This is a genomic window from Metamycoplasma canadense, assembly GCF_000828855.1.
GTDB lineage: Bacteria > Bacillota_I > Bacilli_A > Mycoplasmatales > Metamycoplasmataceae > Metamycoplasma > Metamycoplasma canadense.
In genome coordinates this window covers 165,398-186,923 of sequence record NZ_AP014631.1, presented here as the reverse complement: position 1 = coordinate 186,923, position 21,526 = coordinate 165,398, and the positions used below count along the sequence as shown (strand labels likewise).

Genomic DNA, 21,526 nt, shown 5'->3' with positions numbered 1-21,526 from the left:
TATTTTAACATTTTTTTGTTTCTTTGCTATATTTTAATAAAAAAATAATAAAAATCCCACATTATAGGGGATTTTAAACAACTATGCAGTATTCATTTTATTTTAGTTGAATACATTTAAATTATATAAGAATTAATAATTTAAGTTTAATCTGAAATGTTTTTTGTTTCGTTTGAGTTTAAATTATCTAAATTTATTTCAGATGTGATTTCTAAAAGCTCGTTTTCAGTTAATTCTCTTTCGACTTGATTTTCTTTCGCTTCATCAATAATTTTAGCTACAGCAACAATAGATGCATTTCTTTTCTTTAAATTAACTAGTTTTACACCTTTTGCATTTCTACCAGTTACACTAACTTCTTTTAATGAAAATCTAATTGTAATTCCATCATCTGTTATAACAATAATATCTTCAGTACCTTTAACAGCTGCAGAGTAAACCATTTTGCCTGCCTTGTCATCATTTAACGCTATAACTCCACGAGAATTTCTTTTTGTTTTTCTAAAACTTTCTACTAGTGTTAGTTTACCAAATCCATCAGCACCTAAACTTAAAATATATTTTCCTTCTTTAGAAGTTGAAGCTGAAACAACTTTTTCGCCTTCAGAAAGCTTAATACCATAAACCCCAGCTGCTAATCTTCCGACTGAATTAATATTTGAAATATCAAATCTACAAATTTTTGAATTATTTGCTGCGATATAAATTTCTTCTAAATCAGTAGCAACTAATGCTTCAACTAGAATATCATTTTCTTTCAAACCAAAAGCTAGCTTACCATTTTTATTGATTAACTTATATTGCGATAAATGTGTTTTTTTAACAATACCTTTTTGTGTTATAGTAATTAAAAATTTTTCTTTTTCATACTCATTGTCTTCAACGCTTAGTATCTTAATTACTTTTTCATCACTCGCTAAAGAACCAATAATATTAATAATTGGCGTACCTTTTGATTGTTTTGTGCCAATTGGTATTTCATGTCCTCGAACACGATATACTCTTGCATTAGTAGTAAAAATAAGTAAATCAGTATGTGTATTAGCAACTAAAATATCTTGTATGTCATCGTCTTGATAAATCTTTGCTGTTGAAACACCAACTCCACCGCGTGCTTGTTCTTTATAATCTTCTAGATTTAAACGCTTTAAATATCCTTTAGTAGTTACGGTAATAACAATATCTTTTTTAGGGATTAAATCTTCATTATCAATGTCTGATACTTCTTCTCAATTTATTTCTGATTTACGTTTATCACCATATAACATTTTTATTTCTTGTAATTCACTAATTATTAAGTTTATTAATAAATCTCTACTTGCTAGTATTTTGTTATTTTCATCTATTCTTTGATGAACTAAAAAAAGTTCTTCATTCATTTTCTCAATAGCTAGGCCTGTTAATCTCCCAAGACGCATATCAACAATTGCCTTTGTTTGCATTTCAGATAAATTATATTCTTGACTTAATTTTCTTTGAGCCTCTGAATCTGTACTTGAATTTTTAATAATTAAAATTACATTATCAATATTTTCTACACATATTTTTAAACCTTCTAAAATATGGGCTCTTGATAAATCTTTTTCTAAATCAAATTGTAATCTTCTTGTAACAACATTTATTTGATGATCCAAATAGACTTCAAGCGCTGATTTTAAATTAAGTTTTTTAGGTTCGTTATTAACAAGTGCAACCATATTAAATGAAAATCTAGTTTGGAATTCAGTTAATTTAAATAATTTATTTAAAATAACTTCAGGAACAAAATTCTTTTTAATTTCAAAAACAATTCTTATTCCATCTCTATTAGATTCATCTCTAAAGTCCAAAATTCCTTCAATTTTTTTATCTTTAATTAAATGCCCAACACTTTCAATTAAATTAGATTTATTTTTACCATAAGGAATTTCAGTAATAATTATTTTTGATTTACCATTATTTAATTCTTGTATTGTGGCTTTTGAACGAATTGTAACACGCCCAACCCCAGTTTCATATGCTTTTATTAATCCGTCTTTTTCAAAAATAATTCCACCTGTTGGGAAGTCAGGAGCTTGAATATAATCCATTAACTCCGCTATTGTAATATTAGGATTTTTTGCTAAGGCACAAACACCATCTATTACCTCTCCTAAATTATGAGGAGGTATACTTGTCGCCATACCAACTGCAATACCATATGATCCTGAAATTAATAAATTAGGAAATCTTGAAGGTAAAACAACTGGCTCTTTTTCAGTACCGTCGTAATTATCAATAAAGTCAACTGTATTTTTTTTAATACCATCAACCATCGCACCTGCAATTTTTGACATTCTTGCTTCAGTATAACGCATTGCAGCTGCTGCGTCACCGTCAATCGAACCAAAGTTACCATGACCGTCAATTAATGGATAACGTAGTGAAAAATCTTGCGCCATTCTTACCATAGCTTCATACACAGAACTATCCCCATGAGGATGATACTTACCTAAAACATCCCCGACAATACGAGCTGATTTTTTGTGTTGCACATTATAAAACATTCCAAGTTCACTCATACCATATAAAATTCTTCTATGAACGGGTTTAAGACCGTCTCTTGCGTCCGGAAGTGCACGAGCTACAATAACACTCATTGCATATTCTAAAAATGAACTCTTCATAACTGTTGCTAAATCAGCTGGTTTAAGACCGTTTTCTTCATTGTCTAAAATTTGACTTTGAACTATATATCCCTCTTTATCTTGAGGCATAATTTCTTCATCTTCTTCAATCTCTTTTTCATTATTTTCATCAGCAAATACTTTTCTTATTTCTTCATCTGGAACATAGTATTCATCTAATTCTTGATTTTTTTTAGTTTCCTCATCTAATAAATCAAAATCTCTTTCGTCATCTAAAAGCATAACAAACTCCTATAATATATTACAATAAGTAATATATTAATTATAACAAAATATAATAAAAAAAATAGCTCTTAAGTTCATTAAAGAACAAAAGAACAAATATTTTTTAATTTAAATAAATTTTAAAAATTAAAAGCTATAAAATAAATATTTTTACCCTCATTTTTAAACTTTAATTCATAATCAGTTAAACAATTTTCAATATCAAAATCACAGTTATGCAAATCTTCAGTTTTGTAAATAATATTTGCATTAAATTCATTTAATTGTTCAATAGCAAATTCATATAATCCTTTATTATCACTTTTAAAATATATAATCCCATCTTTATCTAAAATTTCTTTATATTGTGATAAAAAAGTTTTATAAACTAATCTCCTTTTAAAATGTCTTTTTTTTGGCCACGGATCTGAAAAAGTAAGTCAAATTGTTTTTATTTTTCCCTTAAAATAAGAAGAAAGATTTACTGCATCTTGTACAATAATTTGCATATTTTTTAATGATTTATCTTTAATTTTTCTAAGCGCCGATAGAGCTGGAGTAGAATATTTTTCCATTCCGATATAATTAATTTCAGGGTGTAAAAAAGCTAATTCAGATAGCATCTTACCTTTACCCATTCCGATTTCTAAAACAGAATTTTTTTTAATTGTATAAGGAAATTTATTAATATAAAATTCACTTTCTTCAAGCAAATTAATTGCATTTTTATTATGTCTTAATCTCATAGTAAAATTTTAACTTATCATATATTTAAAATATTAAAAAATATTTTTTTATATTCTTTTGTTTATAATAATAGATAGTAATTAATTAAACATTGTTTGATTTTTTATCGAAATATATTTTATTTTATGGAGAACCATGAATTCTAATAAAGAAATTAGAAGTTTTCATGATTTAATACAACAAGAAAATTTAGAAGAAAAACAAGATAAAAAAAGAAAAAGAAAATTATTTGAAATGGGTCAATTAACATCGATTCAAGCATTTAAATATGATGGAACGTTATATCGTCAATATGAAGGTTGCAAAATCGTTGCTAATTTAGATGATTTTGTTGTTGTACTGTTAATGAAAACCAAAGTACAAGAATTAAACATTAATTGAGTAGTATCAACACCTGTATTATTTTTCTTTGCAAAAAATAAATTTTATAATGCTTCGATTACATTAAATGAAAATGGCAAAAATAATATTTATATAAATTTAGCGAGCCCTTTTTTTATTGAAGATCAAATAATTAAATATATCGATTTCGATTTAGATATCAAGTGTTATTCTGAAGTTGATTTTAATGTTATTGATTGAAGTGATTTTAAAGAATCTATTGTAAAACTAAAATATCCACTTAAATTAATTTATCGTATTTACGATGAACTTGATTTTTTAGAAGAACAAAGAAGATTAAAACGTGGAATTTTTTCAAACAAATTGATTGATGATATTACAAAAATGTTAATTAATTCAGGTGATATATAAAAAAATAGCAGCTTTTTTATTTACTGCTATTTTTTAATTGAAATAAATTGATTAAGCAATTTCGATTTCTTGGTGGGTTATAACTTCAGTACCAATTTTTGGTGGTTGGTTCACAATAAATTCTGCGCCTTTATATTTTAAAATAACTTTAAATTTTCCTTCTTCTTCTTCTTTTATTTCATAATCAATTTTTGAACTGATTGATGTTTTACCTTTTTTTACTCATGTTGGATCACTTGCATTTGCTAATTGATATTTTTTTCCACCAGGATTTCAAGCAAAATCATCTTTTGAAATAAATAAATAATCTTTTTCTTCTAATTCTTTTCATTGCGGATGTTTTCCAACTTCAACCATAGCGATTTTATTTTGGCTATAGCTATATCATAAATCAATTTGCTTTGCTTTTAGTTTATTCTTAATGTCTTCTTTATTATTTATAGATTTAGATAAAGAAAAAACATTACTTGTTGTTTTTGCTCATTCATTAATTTCTTTTGCTGTTTCTTCCGAAATTTCAGCTGATTTTCCATCCTCATCAGAACTAATTTTTTCATCTTTATTTATTTTTACAGATAATAAAATTTTTGAACTATTAGAATCAGAAGAAATTGCATGATTTCCATCGTTACTATATGTAGCTATTTTATATAATATTTCAAGTTCAAATTCAACTGTTTTTGTGTTGTCATCGTTTTCTGTTTGGTTTTTTACATGTACTAAATATTTTAAGCCTTGTTGTAATTTAGTTTGTCCTTTACTATTTTGATAAGTTGGTCTTTCATTTGAAACAAATTGTGTTCCTTCTAAATCAATTGCGTCTTTTAATTTAAAAGCATATTCAAACGTACTAGGGTCATCTCATTTAGGTCTAGAATTTCTTTTTTTTGTAATAACTAGTTGTTTAGTTTTTCATTCATAAAAAATTGCTGTTTCTTTTTTTAAAAGCTTTTGGGCATGTTCATCTTTTTTATCTTCTAATATTTCAAAAACGTTAACTAGTTTTTTAATAAGTGTGTCTTCTTTTGAATCGCTTTGAGGAGTTTCTGGTTCTGAATTAACGCCGTTTTTAGCTTTTATTGCAGCTACTTCAGATTCTAATGTATCCTTTATTTTGTTAATTTCATCTTGAGTTTTAGCATTAGCTAAGGCTGCTTCTGCTTTAGTAGCAGCAGCTAATAAATCTAGTTTAGTTTGTTCTGTGTTTGTAGATTCTTTTGAACTTTCTTTAACTTCTTTAATTTTTGTTTCTAATGCACTTTTATCTAATTTTGAACATGAAATTGCTGATATTGGAACAATTAATGTTGTAGATAATGTTGCTATTGGTAATAAGATTTTTAAACTTTTTTTCATTTTATTTTTATATCCTTAAATTTGCTTATACATGTAAATTATATTATTTTTGTATTATTTTTATTATGTTATGTTTAAATTTAATAAAAATAAAACCACAGAATTTTAATAAAAATTCTATGATTATATAAAATATTTTTTTATTTTTAATATTGTTAATTTTCTAAAGATGGATCGGTATTAGTATTAGATTTGTCATCATTTATTGAATGTTTTTCTAATTCTTTTTCTAAATCGTTTTTATATTTATCTTCACTTATATTTTTTTGGCCCAAAACTTCATTAAATAGAACATTAAAATCTTTTTCAGAATATTCTTCTTTTAAATTTTCTTTAGTTTTTGTTAATTCCTCTGGAAGTTTCATATTTTTTGCAATATATTCAATTTCCTCAGCAACAATAGTTTCTTTAATAATTAAAGCATCCTTTATTAATTCTAAAAGTTCTCGATTTTGAGAAATTATTTCGTGTGCTTTTTTCTCAGCATTTAAAATAATTTTTCTAATTTCTTCATCAATTTCTTGACCTATTTTGCTTGAAAAAGAAGCATTTTTCATATAATCACGACCTAAAAATGGATTCGAAGAGTCTTCTTCATATTTAATAGGACCTAAATCTGACAAACCTCATTCAGTAACCATTTTTCGAGCTATTGAAGTTGCTTTTGCAATATCATCACTTGCTCCAGTTGAAACGTTATCTTTTCCATAAATTATTGCTTCAGCAACACGACCACCCATAAATGATGTAATAATAGCGCATAACTCTGATCTAGAATGATTATATTTTTCTTCTTCAGGCATCATTAAATTATAACCACCAGCTTGTCCTCTAGGAATTATAGTTATTTTTTGAACCTTATTACCACCTTTAATTTTAAGTCCTACAACTGCATGACCCGCTTCATGATAAGCAACAGCGATATTTTCTTTTTGTGAAATAGTTCTAGATTTTTTAGCTGGACCTGACATTACTCTATCAATTGCTTCATCTATTTGATCTAATGTTATAAAACGAGTTCTCTCTCTAACACTCAATAAAGAAGCTTCATTTATAACGTTTTCTAATTGAGCTCCAGAAAAACCGGGTGTTCTTCTTGCTAATTGTGAAAAATTAATTTTAGGATCTATTATTTTACCTTTTGAGTGTAATTTTAAAATTGCTTCTCTTTCTTTAATATCAGGCAAACCGACAGTAATAGTTCTATCAAAACGACCAGGTCTTAATAAAGCCGGATCTAAAACATCGGTTCTATTTGTTGCAGCTATTATTAAAACACCACTATTTTCTTTGATACCATCCATTTCAACTAATAATTGATTTAAGGTTTGCTCTCTTTCATCATTACCGCCACCAATTCCTGCACCTCTTGCTCTACCAACGGCATCTAACTCATCAATAAAAATAATTGCAGGAGAATGTTTTCTTGCGTCTTCAAACATATCTCTTACACGTTTAGCTCCAAGCCCAACAAACATTTCAACAAAATTAGAAGCTGAAATAAAGAAAAACGGAACGTTAGCTTCACCAGCGGTTGCTTTTGCTATTAATGTTTTACCCGTGCCCGGAGGGCCTCCTAATAAAATACCTTTTGGTATTCTAGCACCAGCTGAATCATATTTTTTAGGATTTTTTAAATAATCAACTAGTTCAAAAACTTCTTCTTTTACTTCTTCATTCCCGGCAATATCAGAGAATTTTTTATCTGAGTAAATTCTTTGAGCTAGAGTTTTATTATTAAAACCTAATTCACCACCCAAACCTCTTTTTGACATACTTTTTAAACTAAAGATTATTGATATAACAATTATTCCAAAAAATAATATATTAATTGCAGGGCTTATATATCTTGAAAAAATACCTGGTTTAGGAGCAGGAATAGAAGCTATTTCACCCACAATATTTCCTTGAGTAGTAGCAGCTGCTTTTATGGCTTCAAAATATGTTTTTTGTCCAGTTCATGCTATCAATGAATCTGGAAGTTGTCTTTCAAGTAAGCCACTTAAATTAACAGTAAATGAATATGAAGTTTGCGGATATCTTGGATTATTCAGTAAATTTCCTAGTTCACTTGGAGTTCCTTGGACAACAACTGAAAGAGTATCAGCATATGTATTTTCTACTCAATTTGAAATAAATAAATTATCAGTTTGACTTTTTGCAGATTCTCTGACAACTTTTTCTAGAAATAAAATATCTTTATAACGTATTGACGCGTCTTTGATCTGTTCAATAATAATTAATATCAAAATTACCAAAGCTATAATTCCAATAAAAATGCCTATAATTCCAAAAAGGCCAATGCCTCTTTTTTCTTGTGATTTCATTGGTTTATTATTTTTCATAATTTTAATCCTCCTTTCTTTTTTTTCTTTATTTGAATTTAAAATAAAAAAAATATAATTTATTAATTGTAATAATTAATAATCCATTATTATAAATTAAATTTTAATTTTTATTTATTTTTAATATTCCTTGATCCTTAGAAATAGAAATTTGCTTATTTATTTTAAAACTTTTAAAGTTTTTTTGAGATTTAATAAAATTCTTGAATAAATCAATTTTTTTAGAAGAAAGTTTTATATTTTCAATATTTTCATGTAAGTATTTAAATAAGATTTCATTAATTATTTTTGAATTTAGATTCAAATTTTTGTAATTAAAATTACTATTTTTAAAAAATAAATATTGTAGTTCTATTTCTTTATTTTTAGCTATTAAATTTAAATTAATTTCATTAAGTTCATCAATTAATTTATCTTTTTCATCTTTAGTTTTTTTAGATAACTTAATACGTATTTTATTTCTTGTGTACAAGGGTAAATTATTAGTATAATCAACAGCAAAAGGAATAGAAAATTTATTGCACATTTCTAAAATTTCATTTTTAAATCATAAATTAATCATTGGTCTAAAGACATTCATTTCAAGCAAATTATTTTCCAATAAAATTCCAAATAAATAAGGTTCTCTTTTGCTTTCTTTTTGAAATAAAAAAGTTTCTAATGTATCATCTTTATGATGAGCTAAAATAAGTGATGAAGCTTTATATTTTTTATATAACTTTCTATAAAATTTATACCTTTGATCTCTAGCTATTTTCTGAAAATTGCCATTATACTCAAGATTTTTATCAAGCACTAGAATTTCGTATTTAATATTATTTTTAATACAAAAATCTTCTACTATTTTTTGATCTTTTCACGAATCCTCACGTTTATTATAATTAACACATGCAACAATTATTTTTAAATCTTTCATTAAATTTAAAAGCCACATTGAATCTGGTCCACCACTGATTCCTAAAATATATGTATTTTCTAAATTTTTATTAGCTTTATTAAATTCATTATAAAATAACGTCTTAATTTCTTCAAAATTATTTTCCATAATCCTTACCTGAAAAATTATTCATTACATATCTAATATCATTGCTAATAAATTGAATTAATGCATCTACTGTACTATTTATTACTTTTTCAATAACTAAAAAATCGTTATGACTAAATTTTCCTAGAACAAAATTAATAGCATCATTTCCTCTTCCGATTCCAATTTTAAAACGCTTAATTTCCTCAGAACCCAAATGCTTAATAATGCTTTTAACTCCATTATGACCACCTGAAGATCCTTTTTGACGAATTGCAACTTTACCAAGTTCGATATCCATATCATCGTAAACAATAATAATGTCATCAATTAAAATATTGTAATAATCAGCAATCGCTTTTACAAATTCCCCACTATTATTCATATATGTTAATGGCTTAGCTAAAATTACATCTTTGTCTTTGTAAAAAATTCCATTAAATTTTTTTTCTTTTAAAGGTGCTTCTAATTTTTCAGATAACTTATCAATAACCATAAACCCAACATTATGTCTTGTTTTTTCGTATTCAATTCCTGGATTTCCTAAACCAATTATTAATTTCATTGTTCTCCTTAAATTAAATAATTTATTTTAATTTTTTTCATAAATAATCAATATTTGTAATTCGCTTTGAATCACCATCATTTTGAATTCCATATAATAAAGCTTGTTTTTCTCCAATAATAACACTATATTGCTTAGCTCTTGTCATTGCTGTATAAATTAATTTTTTACTCAATAACTTTTTAGCTTCAGAGAATAAAACAACAATAACAGCTTTACATTCACTACCTTGATATTTATGAACACTAGTACAATAAGCTAACTTAGTATTTTCTAAAAATTCTGAACGTGAATATTTTGTTGTTTTAGCTCCATTCTCAAAATCAACGCTAATATTTGCTATTTTAGTTTCTTCTTTTGAGTTTGATTTGCCTAAAATAATATCATTAATATAACCTATTTCACCATTAAAAACTTTTAATTTTGAATCATTAACTAAATTAATAATTTTATCATTTAAAGAAAAAGTATGTTCCCGGTATTTAAAAATTGGGTTTTTTTCTTTTTCCCTAAAATAGTTTGTTAAAAAAAAGTTTAAATTATCAATACCTGTTTCATATTTATAAATTGGGCTTAATATAGCTATATCTTTTTTATCATATCCTTTTTTAAGCAATTTTTCAATTTCAATTAATAAATTATCTTTTAAATCTTCTGATTCGCATTCAACTAATCTTGATTTTTCTCCGTTAAAATCAGGTAAAATACCTTGATTTACTTTAAGTGCATCTTTAACAATTTCAAAATTTTCTGATTGACGATAAATTTTGTTTAAAAAAACAGGTTCGAAAATTTTGGTTTCAATAAAATCATTAATTAAATATCCACAACCAATTGCCGGAAGTTGATCTTTATCTCCAACTAAAATTATTTTTTTTAATGATTTTCGTGAAATTCCTTTTAGTAAATGATAAAAAATATCAAGTGAAACCATAGAAAACTCATCAATTATTAAGCATTCGATTGAAATTGTGTTTTTTTCATTTACATAAAATTTATTATTTTCCGGATCTCATTGCAAAATACTATGAATTGTTTGAGCTTTAACTTCTTCTTGTTTGTTATTTATATTTATTGTAGCTCTACCGGTTGGCGTTAAGACAGCAATATCATTAGGAGTATATTTTTTTAAAAGATGCTTAATAATTTCGGCTGTAATTAAGGTTTTACCTGTACCAGGATTCCCTGTAATTAAGACTAAATTTGAATCTAAAGATGTTTTTATAGCCTTTATTTGATCATCATCAAATATCATTGACGGCGAAAAAGGAATAGTATTTGTTGTTTTTATTTTTTTAAAGTAAAATAACTTTTTAACTACATAATTTTCCATGTATAAAATATCACGTGTTGAATAATATATTTCATCATCATAATTAAGTTCAATTAAAAGCATTTTTTCTAATAAGATATTTTTTTCTTTTTCAAATGATTCAATATCTTTTAAAAAACTTTTTTCATATTTATAAACAGATAAAATTTCATATAAATTTTTTCTTTTTATTCTTGTATTACCTGATGAAAAACAATATTCCTCAATTAATGAATAAAGATGAGCAGAATTCTTGAATTTCAATGATTCTGTACTATAAATTTCAGCTATCCTATCTAAATCTTGAAGTCTAACTTTTTTATCTTCTTCTGCATCAAAATAATATTGATAAACATTGTCTTTATACTCATTTATAAATTCATCAAATGAATTAAAGTTTTTTAATATTTGCTTATAAAAGTCATGACTTACATTAATTTTAAAAAGATTTGATATATCTTGAATTAATAAAATATTTTCTTTAACAATCGTTAAAAAATCATTTCATTTATTTTCTTCAATTTCAAATTTTTTTGCTATTTTATTCTTATCTTCTAAAATTTTTATAAATAAGTTTTCTTTTAGTTCGGAAACTAATAAGCTTATTTTTGAATCGATTAAATTTTTAAAAATAGGTAACTTTAAAACACGAATTAAATAGCCTAACTTATCTTCCTCTGTTTCGTTAATTACTTCTATTTCTTTAAAAGGATAATTATTATCAAATAAATAACTATTTTTATATTTTTTTGAAATATTTTTAATTAAACTTAACTCATATTTTTTTTCACTGACACTAAAGTTAAACTTATCAAATGATTTATTACGAAAAATAACTGAAACAGTATTAAAACTATTGACAAAAACTGGATTCTTAGGATCATTTTTTATAACTGAAAAACTAACAATCAAAGTTTCCAAATCTCCTGATTGTCATATTATTTTTTTAAATTTTCCAATAACTATTGAATTTTCCTGTTCCATATCTTTTAAATTGTAACACAAACAACACTTTTAGACTTTTTTTGATTACTTAGTGTTTTACTTATAGTATTTATAAATTTTTCACATTAAAAAAGTATAAAATTAATAACATAGCTTATTTAAGGAGAGTAAAAAATGATTGATTTAAAATATTTATTAAAAAATAAGGAAGAAGTATTAAAAAAATTAGCTACCAGAAATTTCAATTTTTCAATATTAAAAAAAATTTATGATCTTGGAAGCAAAAGAAATAATTTAATTCATCAACTAGAATTGCTTCAAGCTAAAAGAAATGATTTAAGTGAACAAATAGGAATTTATAAGCGTAAAAAAGAAAATTGCGAGTCTTTAATAGAAGAAGTTAATACAATTAAAAAAGAAATAGAAATAGTTGAACAAGAAGCCAATGAAATTATTGATGAAGTTGATAATTTAAGATTACAACTTCCAAATATACCATACGATGATGTACCAATTGGAAAAGATGAAGAAGATAATGTTTGTTTAAAGGAATATCCTTCTTTAGGTCGCGGATTAGTTAAAAATGTTTTACCTCATTATGAAATAGCAACAAAATTAGATATTGTTGATTTTACTCGCGCTGTTAAATTAGCTAAATCTCGTTTTGCACTTTATAAAAATGATGGTGCTAGATTAATTAGAGCTTTAGAAAATTTTATGCTTGATACTCATATTAAAAATGGTTACAAAGAAATTATGCCAATGCATTTAGTTAACTCTGAAATGCTTTATGGAACAGGACAATTACCAAAATTTTCAGAAGATTTATTTAAAATAGAAAATTCAGATCTATGATTAATCCCAACAGCAGAAGTTCCTGTAACAAATTTTCATTATAATGAAATTTTAAATCTTGACACTCCTATTAAATATGTAGCATACACAAAATGTTTTAGATCAGAAGCTGGTAGCGGTGGAAAAGATACTAAGGGTCTAATTAGACAACATGAATTCCATAAAGTTGAACTAGTTAAATTCGTTAAAGAAGAAGATGGATTAATTGAGTGACAAAAAACTGTTGAAGATGCTAAAAATATTTTGAAATTACTTGAAATTCCTTTTAGAGAAATCCTTTTATCAACAGGTGATATGGGCTTTGGATCAGCAAAAACAATTGATCTTGAACTATGGGTTCCATCAGAACAGAGATATCGTGAAACAAGTTCAATATCAATTTATAAGGATTTTCAAGCAATTAGAGCAAAAATAAGATACAAAACTAAAGATGGAAAAACTAAATATGCATACACTATTAATGGATCAGGTTTAGCAATTGATAGAGTAGTTGCGGCAATTTTAGAAAACTATCAAAATGAAGACGGAACAATAACAATTCCGAAAGTTTTAATTCCTTATATGGGAAAAGACATTATTAAATAAATATAAAATTTCTACTTAATTTAAACAAAAAAATATAATATTAAATTTTAAAATAAATATTAATAAAATAAGAGTCATTACGACTCTTATTATTAATACCTAAAAAGTAAATCCAAGTGCAACACTAGTTGCTTGGCTTTTTTTATTTTATTATTTTTTTCTAAAATTATTTATATTTTATTTTGAAAGCCCCTTTTGAAAGGGGTTTGGGGTTAGAAGTCCTCTTGATAAGAGGGTTCGGGAGTAGAAATTTAACATATAACAAAACTAAAATACCTCTTTGCAAAAGAGGTTAAAATTTTGTTCACTTTAATTATCAAACAAAACCATAATAGTTAGCATTTATAAATAATTCGTTTGCTGATTTTCAATTTAAAATTTCACGAGGCATATTATTTATTTTTTTAGTAATTTCATCTAACATTTCTTGTGTTATTTGATTAAAATCAAATCCTTTTTTATATTCTCTTCTAATAAGACCATTTCAATGCTCATTAGACCCTCGTTGAAATGATGCATATGGCTCGGCTTTATATATTTTTATATTAAGTCATTTTCCCAATATTCCTATTTTTTCAAACTCAATACCATTATCAACAGTTATTGATTTTACAATCAATTCATTATCTTCAATAAGTTTTTTTATTGTAGCATTTACTTTCATTGAATTTTTGCTTTGTATTAAAATAGCAAAACCAACTCTTGTTTTTCTTTCAGTAAAAGTTAAAATATTGTTATAACCCGTAGCTCTTTTACCAATAATTAGATCAGCTTCTCAATGTCCGAATTCTTCACGGCGGTCAATTGACTTGGGTCTTGTTCAAATAGGGAAAACAAAATCTGCTGATTTAACAAGTCTTTTTATAACATTTCCTGTTCTTTTACCACCTTTTTTATAGTATGAACGTAATAAATTAGATCTTTTAATATTTCATTTATTGCTTTTTATTCAATTGAATATAGTTTTTAAACAAGGAATTTTAATTTTAAAATTATCTTTTATATATTTATGAGTTAGTTTTACTCCATAAAATTTTTTATCAAATTTTTTTTGAAATATTTCACAAAATTTACTGTATTTACTATTCAAAAATTTAAAATAGTATTTATGATAATGACGCCGTTGAGCTTTAATATTTGCATAATATGGCGAATAATTACCATATTTATCTAAATTTCGTTTAATTTCTCTACTTATTGTTGAAGGGCTCTTTTGTAATATTTCTGCAATCTTTCTTAAAGACAAATTTATCTCTAAATAATTTGAAATTGCTTCTCTATCACTTTTTGTTATGTGCGTATATTTTTTAGTATAATTCATATGAAGTTCCTGACCGTTATGGAGCTTTTTTCTTTTTTAAAAATAAAAAATAATAATTAAAAAAGTTCAAGCTGCACACAACTAAATTTTACTTTATTTGTGTTGCACTTGAACTTACAATGTAGCTATTAATAAAATAAGAGTCATTACGACTCTTATTATTAATATTTAGTTTTTTTAATATTCATGTGTTGTAATATTTAAACTATCAACAACAATAAACTTATCACCTTTTTTAGCTCCGTATGAATCTAATACTTGGCGAGCTGCATTATGATCATATTTAATTAATGCTCTTACAGCCTCTGAATGTTTTTCACAAAATACACCAGCTGTTATTCCAAAACTTCAAACTAATTTATCATCACTAACAACACCAATAATATAAGCATTTGGACGATATTTAGCAACTTCTTTTAACAATTTACCACTATGACTTAGAACAATTGCATATTTATATTCTTGATTTTGTAAAATTGAAGCTACTTCATATGCAATTAACATTCTCGAATCTTGATCATTTGCTACTTTTTGAATTTGTTTTTCGTAAAATAATTCTGTAAAGTATTCTTTTTCAGCTCTTCTAGCAATTTTTGCCATTGTTTTAACAGCTTCAACTGGGTATTTACCACTTGCCGATTCGCCTGAAAGCATTGTTGCATCTGCTCCTAATTCAACTGCATAATAAACATCTGTTACTTCTGCTCTTGTTGGAATTGGATTATTTTCCATTGAATCAAGCATTTGCGTTGCAACTATAACTTCTTTCCCTTGCATTCTAGCTGCACGAATAATTTTCTTTTCTCAATATGGAACATCATAATATGGAATTTCAAGTCCTAGGTCACCACGTGCTACCATAATTCCGTCAGATGCTCTAATAATTTCTTCAATATTATTAATTGCAGTTTGTGATTCAATTTTTGAAATTATTTGAATATGTTGTCCACCATTTTCGTTCAAAATTTTTCTAATTTCATTTACTTGTTTTGCGTTATTAACAAAAGATGCTGCAATATAATCAACTTTATAATTTGTTCCTCAAATAATATCTTCTTTATCTTTTTCACTTAAAAATGGTAGTGAAAAATCAACACCAGGAATATTAACTCTTTTATTTGTTTTTAATTTATGTGAGTTAATAGTTTCAACAATAACTTCATTAGGTTTTACTTCTTTTACAATAGTAACAAGTTTTCCATCGTCTAATAAAACTTTATTGCCTTTTGTAACATCTAAATTCATACGGTATGAAACAGTTATTGTATTTTCGTCACCTAATAAACTTTCATATGATTCTTTATCTGTTTTTATTGTTAAAGTATGGTTTGCGGGTATGGTTCAAATCCCGTCCTTCATTTTTCCAACTCTAATTTCTGGTCCTTTTGTATCTAACATTAAAGAAATTGGACGGTCAATTTCGGTTGAAATTTGTCTTGCCAATTCAAATTTTCTTTTATGATCTTCAACAGTGCCGTGTGAAAAATTAGCTCTAATTGTTGTCACGCCAGCTTCAATTAGATTTTTTAATACTTCATAATTATTACTTGATGGGCCAATAGTGGCAACTATTTTTGTTCTTTGTTCATTAAATTTCATGTTTTGCCTTTCGAAATTTTTTTAGATATATTAAAATTTTACCCCAATTTTAAAAGGTATAGTTTTAAAAAACAAAAAATTATATTTATGATTTTTTCTTCTTAATTTATGATATTTTTTGTTTTAAATACCTTAATTTAATATATTATTATAATAATTATAATTTAGAATATTCAAAAATAATTTTGAGGTTTTATGATTAAAGGTTTTGATAATGAAAAATATATTAATTTGCAATCGCAAAAAATAAAAGAAAGAATTAATAAATTAGGTAATAAATTATACCTAGAATTTGGTGGCAAACTTTTTAATGATTTTCACGCTAGTAGAGTTTTACCTGGTTTTAAACATGATTCGAAATTAAAGATGCTTCTTAAATTAAAAGAAGATCTTGAAATGATAATTGTCATTTCTTCAAACGATATTAAAAATAAAAAACTTCGCTCAGATATAAATCTTACTTATGAAGAAGATGTTTTTAGATTAGTTTCTAAGTTTGAAAAATATAGTTTGGATATAAATAGTGTCATTATTACCCAATTTGAAGAATCAAAAGAAGTTAATTTGTTTATTCATAAATTGGAAAAAAGAAATATTAAAGTTATTAAGCAATATTCAATTAAAAATTATCCACATAATGTTGACTTAATTATTTCTGAAAATGGATTTGGTAAAAATGAATATGCGAAAACAAAAAAGAATCTTATTGTAATAACAGCGCCAGGTCCTGGATCTGGGAAATTAAGTGCTATTTTATCACAGCTATATCACGATAATAAGCTCAATATTAAATCAGGATATGCAAAATTTGAAACATTTCCAATTTGAAATTTAGAAATAAATCATCCAGTAAACTTAGCATATGAAGCAGCTACCGTTGATTTGAATGACATTAATAAATTAGATAATTTTCATTTTGATGCATATAAAATAAAAGCCACTAACTATAATCGTGATTTAGAAGCATTTCCAATTTTAAATAAATTATTAAGTTCAATTTACAAGGAGTCTTTATATAAATCGCCAACCGATATGGGAGTCAATATGGCTGGTTTTTGTATTACAAATGACAATGTTGTATCAATAGCATCAAAAAAAGAAATAATTCGTAGATATTACCAATCAATAGTAAATTATCAACAAGATAAAATTCCGAAAATTTATGTAAAAAGATTATTAAAAATTATCAAAGATAATAAAATTAATTGAAACATTGTAAAATCAATAAGGGTTGCTAATGAATTCAGTATTCAAAATAATAAAATATGTTCAGCAATCGAAATTAATTCCAATAAAATAATTATAGGTAAAGAATCAACTTTGCTAAATTCAAATAGTGCTGCGGTTTTAAACGCTTTAAAATATTTTGCTAATGTTGATAATGATATTAATCTTTTAGATCCAGAAGCTATTTCTTTAGCTCAGGATTTAAAAAAAGAATTACACTATAATGACTTATCACTTGATTTAAAAGAAACACTTTTTGCTTTATCAATAAGTGCTAAAACATCAATGTTTGCTAAAAAAGCTTTTAATCAAATTAATAAACTTTCAAATCTATTCCTTCATAGAACAGAAATTTCTAGCGAATCTGATAAAGAAATTCTAAAAAGTATGGACATACAATTAACTGAACAAAAAATAAATATTAAATAGGAGATTAATTATGAAATTTAAACGGATATTTTTTATTGTAACTGATGGTTTAGGGATTGGTCCGGAACCTCGACAAGAAGAATTTAAAGACAAAGGAGCAAACAGTTTATTACATGCTTCTGAAGCGCTACCATTAGAAATTCCAACATGAAAATCATTAGGAATTACTGAAATAGCTAAAGTTGCTGGACATAATCAAAAAAATAAAAAACCTCTAGCATATATGGGGAAAATTCATGAAATATCAAATGGAAAAGATACTCTTACCGGTCATTGAGAAATGATGGGAATTTATACAAAAGTACCAAACCCACAATTTACTGAAAATGGTTTTCCTGATGATTTAGTTGCTGAACTATCAAAAGCCTTTGACGGAAGAAAAATAATTGGTAATAGAAATGCTTCAGGAACAGTTATTTTAGCTGAACTAGGTAAACAACATATAGAAAAAGGAGATATGATAATTTATACCTCTCCAGATTCAACATTGCAAATTATTGGTGATGAAAATACTCTTGGTGTTGAAAAACTTACTGAATATGCTAAAAAAGCAAGATCAATTTGTTCATCAAAACCTGAATGAAACGTAGCAAGAGTTATTTCACGACCTTTTGTTTATGAAAATGGAAAATTTACAAGAACTTTTAATAGACACGATTTTGCAAACAAACCAACCGGACACATTATTTTAGAAGATTTAAAAAGTTCGGGAGTTGAGGTTGTTGCTATCGGTAAAATTAATGATATTTTTACTGGTGTCGGAATAAATAAAGTTTATGGACCAGCATCAGACGATGAAAACATGGACATTGCAATTGATATTGCTTCATCATCTTCAGAAAATCAACTTATTTTTGTTAATTTAGTACAATTCGATAGCCACTATGGACATCGTGAAGATCCGATTGGATATAGTCAAAATGTTTCAAGATTAGATATCAAATTAGCAAAATTAATTAATGCTATGAAGAAAGATGATTTATTAATCATGACATCCGATCATGGAAATGATCCTACATTTGGCCCTGATCATACACGTGAAGCTCTTCCTTTAACAATTTATTCAAAATCATTTAAAAAACCTAAAATTCTTGGAGTATTAAATGGTTTAGGAACAGCTGGAAATATTGTTGCAAGAAATTTTAATGTCCCTATTTCTGAAACAGGAGAAGATATTTTTGATCAATTAATATAAACAACTAAACTAAAAAATAAATAAAAAAAATGATAATTTATCCACCATCTTAGCATCATAGTAAAATACTATGATGTTTTTTATTTTAGAATTGATTAAATTTTAAAATTATTATTATTATTATTGAAAAAATATAATTATGCATTATCTTTTTAAACTCTTAGTTATTTTATAGCTATTTAAACTATTTACTTTTTATAAATTAAAAATAATTTTTAGCTTTTTTTGTTACTCAAAAAAAATCAAAAATATAAAAGTTAAAACAATTCTTATCTATTTTATTTATTGTTTCTATATATTAATTTTAAAATTTACTATAAATAATTTTTAATAAGAAATAAGTTTTCTAAACGTTTTTTATATTTTGTAATACCATTTTCTATCATTTTTTGCCAAATTGAAAAAAAAAAAAAAAAGGAATAATTAAAGGGATATAAAGTTTAAAAAAATGAAAGGCAAATTGATATAAATGAAAAAACTAAAGAAATTTTTATTAACTTTTGGTTTTTTGGCTCCTTTAACCACATTGCCAATAATATCAGCGGCTTGTGATAATAAAAAAGAAACAACTCCAAAAGAAAATGAAGAACTTGAAAAAATAAAAAACGAATATAATGCATTAAAAACTAAAATTGATACTTTAATTTCTTCAATGTCACAAAAAGAAAAAAACAAAAAAGATTTACAAAAACTTTTAAATGATGCTGCTAAAAAAATTGTAGATTTAGAAAAACAAATAAACAAACTTGAACAAAAATCTCAAGGTAATAATGAAAAACCTTTAGGAGATGAGTCTATTGTTTCTCCTCAAAATCCAACAATTTCTAAAGAAAAAACAGATGAAGCTAAAAAACAATATGATACTTTAGAAAAAGAAGCAACTGAACTTCTAAAGTCATTAGAAGGTGATAAATTTGCTCAAATTAAAACTGAATTAGAAAAAGTTATTAACGAAGCAAAACAAGGTTTACAAACTGAAGCTAGTTTAGAAAAATACACTGAGTTCAAACAAAAAATTGAAGCTGCTAAAACTAAAGCTACTGAAGAAAAAGAAAAACTTGAAAAAGCTGAAAAAACAGATGAAGCTAAAAAACAATATGATACTTTAGAAAAAGAAGCAACTGAACTTCTAAAGTCATTAGAAGGTGATAAATTTGCTCAAATTAAAACTGAATTAGAAAAAGTTATTAACGAAGCAAAACAAGGTTTACAAACTGAAGCTAGTTTAGAAAAATACACTGAGTTCAAACAAAAAATTGAAGCTGCTAAAACTAAAGCTACTGAAGAAAAAGAAAAACTTGAAAAAGCTGAAAAAACAGATGAAGCTAAAAAACAATATGATACTTTAGAAAAAGAAGCAACTGAACTTCTAAAGTCATTAGAAGGTGATAAATTTGCTCAAATTAAAACTGAATTAGAAAAAGTTATTAACGAAGCAAAACAAGGTTTACAAACTGAAGCTAGTTTAGAAAAATACACTGAGTTCAAACAAAAAATTGAAGCTGCTAAAACTAAAGCTACTGAAGAAAAAGAAAAACTTGAAAAAGCTGAAAAAACAGATGAAGCTAAAGAATATGAAGATAAAGTTGTAACAATTCATTCTGCACATAGAAGCACACAAGAATATAATGTATTAATAAGAATAACACCTTTAATAAATGTGGATGAATTAAAAAAGAAAAAAATTGTTGGTAAAATAAAAGCACCAGACGGAAAATTATATAATGTTAATTTTAACTATTATACAGAAAGGAATCATCACTTTTTTGTCAATCTTTCATTCCAAGAATTTTTAAAACCAAATGGAGAATATTCATTAATTGAATTATTTAACGATAATGATAAAAAACACTATTTAAAAAGTCCATTAAAAATAACAGATTATTAATTAAAATAATTAATTAGTTTATTATAAACCCAGGCTAAAATACGCCTTAAAAATAGAAAAAGTCAACACCGTGTGGTATTGACTTTTTTGTTCTTCTTTATATTAGAGTATCAATTAACTCATCTATACGTAAGTCTTTTTTAATTTTTTCTATTTCCTTTATTAAATCCTTTAAATCATTTGGAATTTTAAAAACGCCAAGTTATAGACATAATAATAGTACTACACAAAATACAAAAAGTGAAACCATGGTTAAAATAGGGACAATAAATTTTTTCTTATTTTTAGAACAATTAGAACGAATTAGAGAACATCGAATAATTAACAAAATACTTATACAATTAATGGCTTTAGAACATATCCAGTAATTTTATTTGCTAAATCTGTTTTCAAGATATCTCTAACTAAAATTAATTTTAACTGGTCATTATACGCTCTCATATTCTTAATATTTTTCCTTTCATCTTTTTTATAGTGAATAAAGCTTATTCTATTCAATCATTATAGAAA

The 21,526-nt window shown here is 25.3% G+C and carries 15 protein-coding genes; 5 read left to right on the top strand and 10 right to left on the bottom strand.

The genetic code is table 4. From position 1 onward, the window contains the following. Positions 1-146 precede the first annotated feature (146 nt). Positions 147-2,888: a DNA gyrase subunit A gene (gene gyrA / locus MCAN360_RS05130; RefSeq protein ID WP_045433420.1), complete on the bottom strand. Its 2,742-nt coding sequence runs from the start codon at positions 2,886-2,888 to the stop codon at positions 147-149. Between the two features lie 122 nt (positions 2,889-3,010). Further along, positions 3,011-3,616: a tRNA (guanosine(46)-N7)-methyltransferase TrmB gene (gene trmB / locus MCAN360_RS00720; protein ID WP_045433417.1), complete on the bottom strand. Its 606-nt coding sequence runs from the start codon at positions 3,614-3,616 to the stop codon at positions 3,011-3,013. A 136-nt stretch (positions 3,617-3,752) separates the two neighbouring features. Here trmB and MCAN360_RS05125 point away from each other — a divergent pair, with 136 nt between their 5' ends. Continuing rightward, positions 3,753-4,370 carry a DUF402 domain-containing protein gene (locus tag MCAN360_RS05125; protein ID WP_045433414.1) on the top strand — a complete coding sequence of 206 codons (618 nt, stop codon included), beginning with the start codon at positions 3,753-3,755 and terminating at the stop codon, positions 4,368-4,370. A 51-nt stretch (positions 4,371-4,421) separates the two neighbouring features. Here the strand turns inward: MCAN360_RS05125 and MCAN360_RS05120 are convergent, their stop codons facing one another. The 5 genes from MCAN360_RS05120 to MCAN360_RS05110 form a co-directional block, all read right to left on the bottom strand. Further along, the gene (locus MCAN360_RS05120) at positions 4,422-5,726 is read right to left on the bottom strand and encodes a hypothetical protein (RefSeq protein ID WP_045433411.1); all 1,305 of its coding nucleotides are present in this window, start codon (positions 5,724-5,726) and stop codon (positions 4,422-4,424) included. Between the two features lie 155 nt (positions 5,727-5,881). Next, positions 5,882-8,071 carry an ATP-dependent zinc metalloprotease FtsH gene (gene ftsH, locus MCAN360_RS00705; RefSeq protein WP_045433410.1) on the bottom strand — a complete coding sequence of 730 codons (2,190 nt, stop codon included), beginning with the start codon at positions 8,069-8,071 and terminating at the stop codon, positions 5,882-5,884. A 103-nt stretch (positions 8,072-8,174) separates the two neighbouring features. Beyond that, a complete protein-coding gene (gene tilS, locus MCAN360_RS05115; protein ID WP_052461464.1) occupies positions 8,175-9,116 on the bottom strand; it encodes a tRNA lysidine(34) synthetase TilS in 942 nt (313 codons plus the stop codon). After that, a complete protein-coding gene (pth, locus tag MCAN360_RS00695; RefSeq protein WP_045433409.1) occupies positions 9,106-9,660 on the bottom strand; it encodes an aminoacyl-tRNA hydrolase in 555 nt (184 codons plus the stop codon). The genes tilS and pth overlap by 11 nt, the downstream gene beginning before the upstream one ends. Positions 9,661-9,682: 22 nt before the next feature. Continuing rightward, positions 9,683-11,956 (bottom strand): ATP-dependent DNA helicase, encoded by a 2,274-nt coding sequence (locus tag MCAN360_RS05110; RefSeq protein WP_045433407.1) that lies wholly within the window; start codon positions 11,954-11,956, stop codon positions 9,683-9,685. A gap of 135 nt (positions 11,957-12,091) precedes the next feature. Between MCAN360_RS05110 and serS the strand changes: the two genes are divergently transcribed. Then, the gene (gene serS / locus MCAN360_RS00685) at positions 12,092-13,357 is read left to right on the top strand and encodes a serine--tRNA ligase (RefSeq protein WP_045433404.1); all 1,266 of its coding nucleotides are present in this window, start codon (positions 12,092-12,094) and stop codon (positions 13,355-13,357) included. A gap of 313 nt (positions 13,358-13,670) precedes the next feature. Here serS and MCAN360_RS00680 read toward each other — a convergent pair whose 3' ends face one another. Continuing rightward, the gene (locus MCAN360_RS00680) at positions 13,671-14,678 is read right to left on the bottom strand and encodes an IS30 family transposase (RefSeq protein WP_045433397.1); all 1,008 of its coding nucleotides are present in this window, start codon (positions 14,676-14,678) and stop codon (positions 13,671-13,673) included. A gap of 177 nt (positions 14,679-14,855) precedes the next feature. Continuing rightward, positions 14,856-16,277, bottom strand: coding sequence for a pyruvate kinase (gene pyk, locus MCAN360_RS00675; protein ID WP_045433394.1), 1,422 nt, complete (start codon positions 16,275-16,277; stop codon positions 14,856-14,858). A gap of 195 nt (positions 16,278-16,472) precedes the next feature. Between pyk and MCAN360_RS00670 the strand changes: the two genes are divergently transcribed. The 3 genes from MCAN360_RS00670 to MCAN360_RS02990 all read left to right on the top strand — a co-directional run bounded on the left by MCAN360_RS00670 (position 16,473) and on the right by MCAN360_RS02990 (position 21,016). Then, positions 16,473-17,933, top strand: a complete 1,461-nt coding sequence (locus MCAN360_RS00670; protein ID WP_045433392.1) for a DUF1846 domain-containing protein — start codon at positions 16,473-16,475, stop codon at positions 17,931-17,933. Between the two features lie 10 nt (positions 17,934-17,943). Next, positions 17,944-19,128 (top strand): phosphopentomutase, encoded by a 1,185-nt coding sequence (locus MCAN360_RS00665; protein WP_045433389.1) that lies wholly within the window; start codon positions 17,944-17,946, stop codon positions 19,126-19,128. Positions 19,129-19,597: 469 nt separating this feature from the next. Then, positions 19,598-21,016, top strand: coding sequence for a variable surface lipoprotein (locus tag MCAN360_RS02990; protein WP_045433387.1), 1,419 nt, complete (start codon positions 19,598-19,600; stop codon positions 21,014-21,016). A 333-nt stretch (positions 21,017-21,349) separates the two neighbouring features. Here the strand turns inward: MCAN360_RS02990 and MCAN360_RS05105 are convergent, their stop codons facing one another. Beyond that, positions 21,350-21,514 (bottom strand): hypothetical protein, encoded by a 165-nt coding sequence (locus tag MCAN360_RS05105; protein ID WP_158423318.1) that lies wholly within the window; start codon positions 21,512-21,514, stop codon positions 21,350-21,352. Positions 21,515-21,526: the final 12 nt, after the last annotated feature.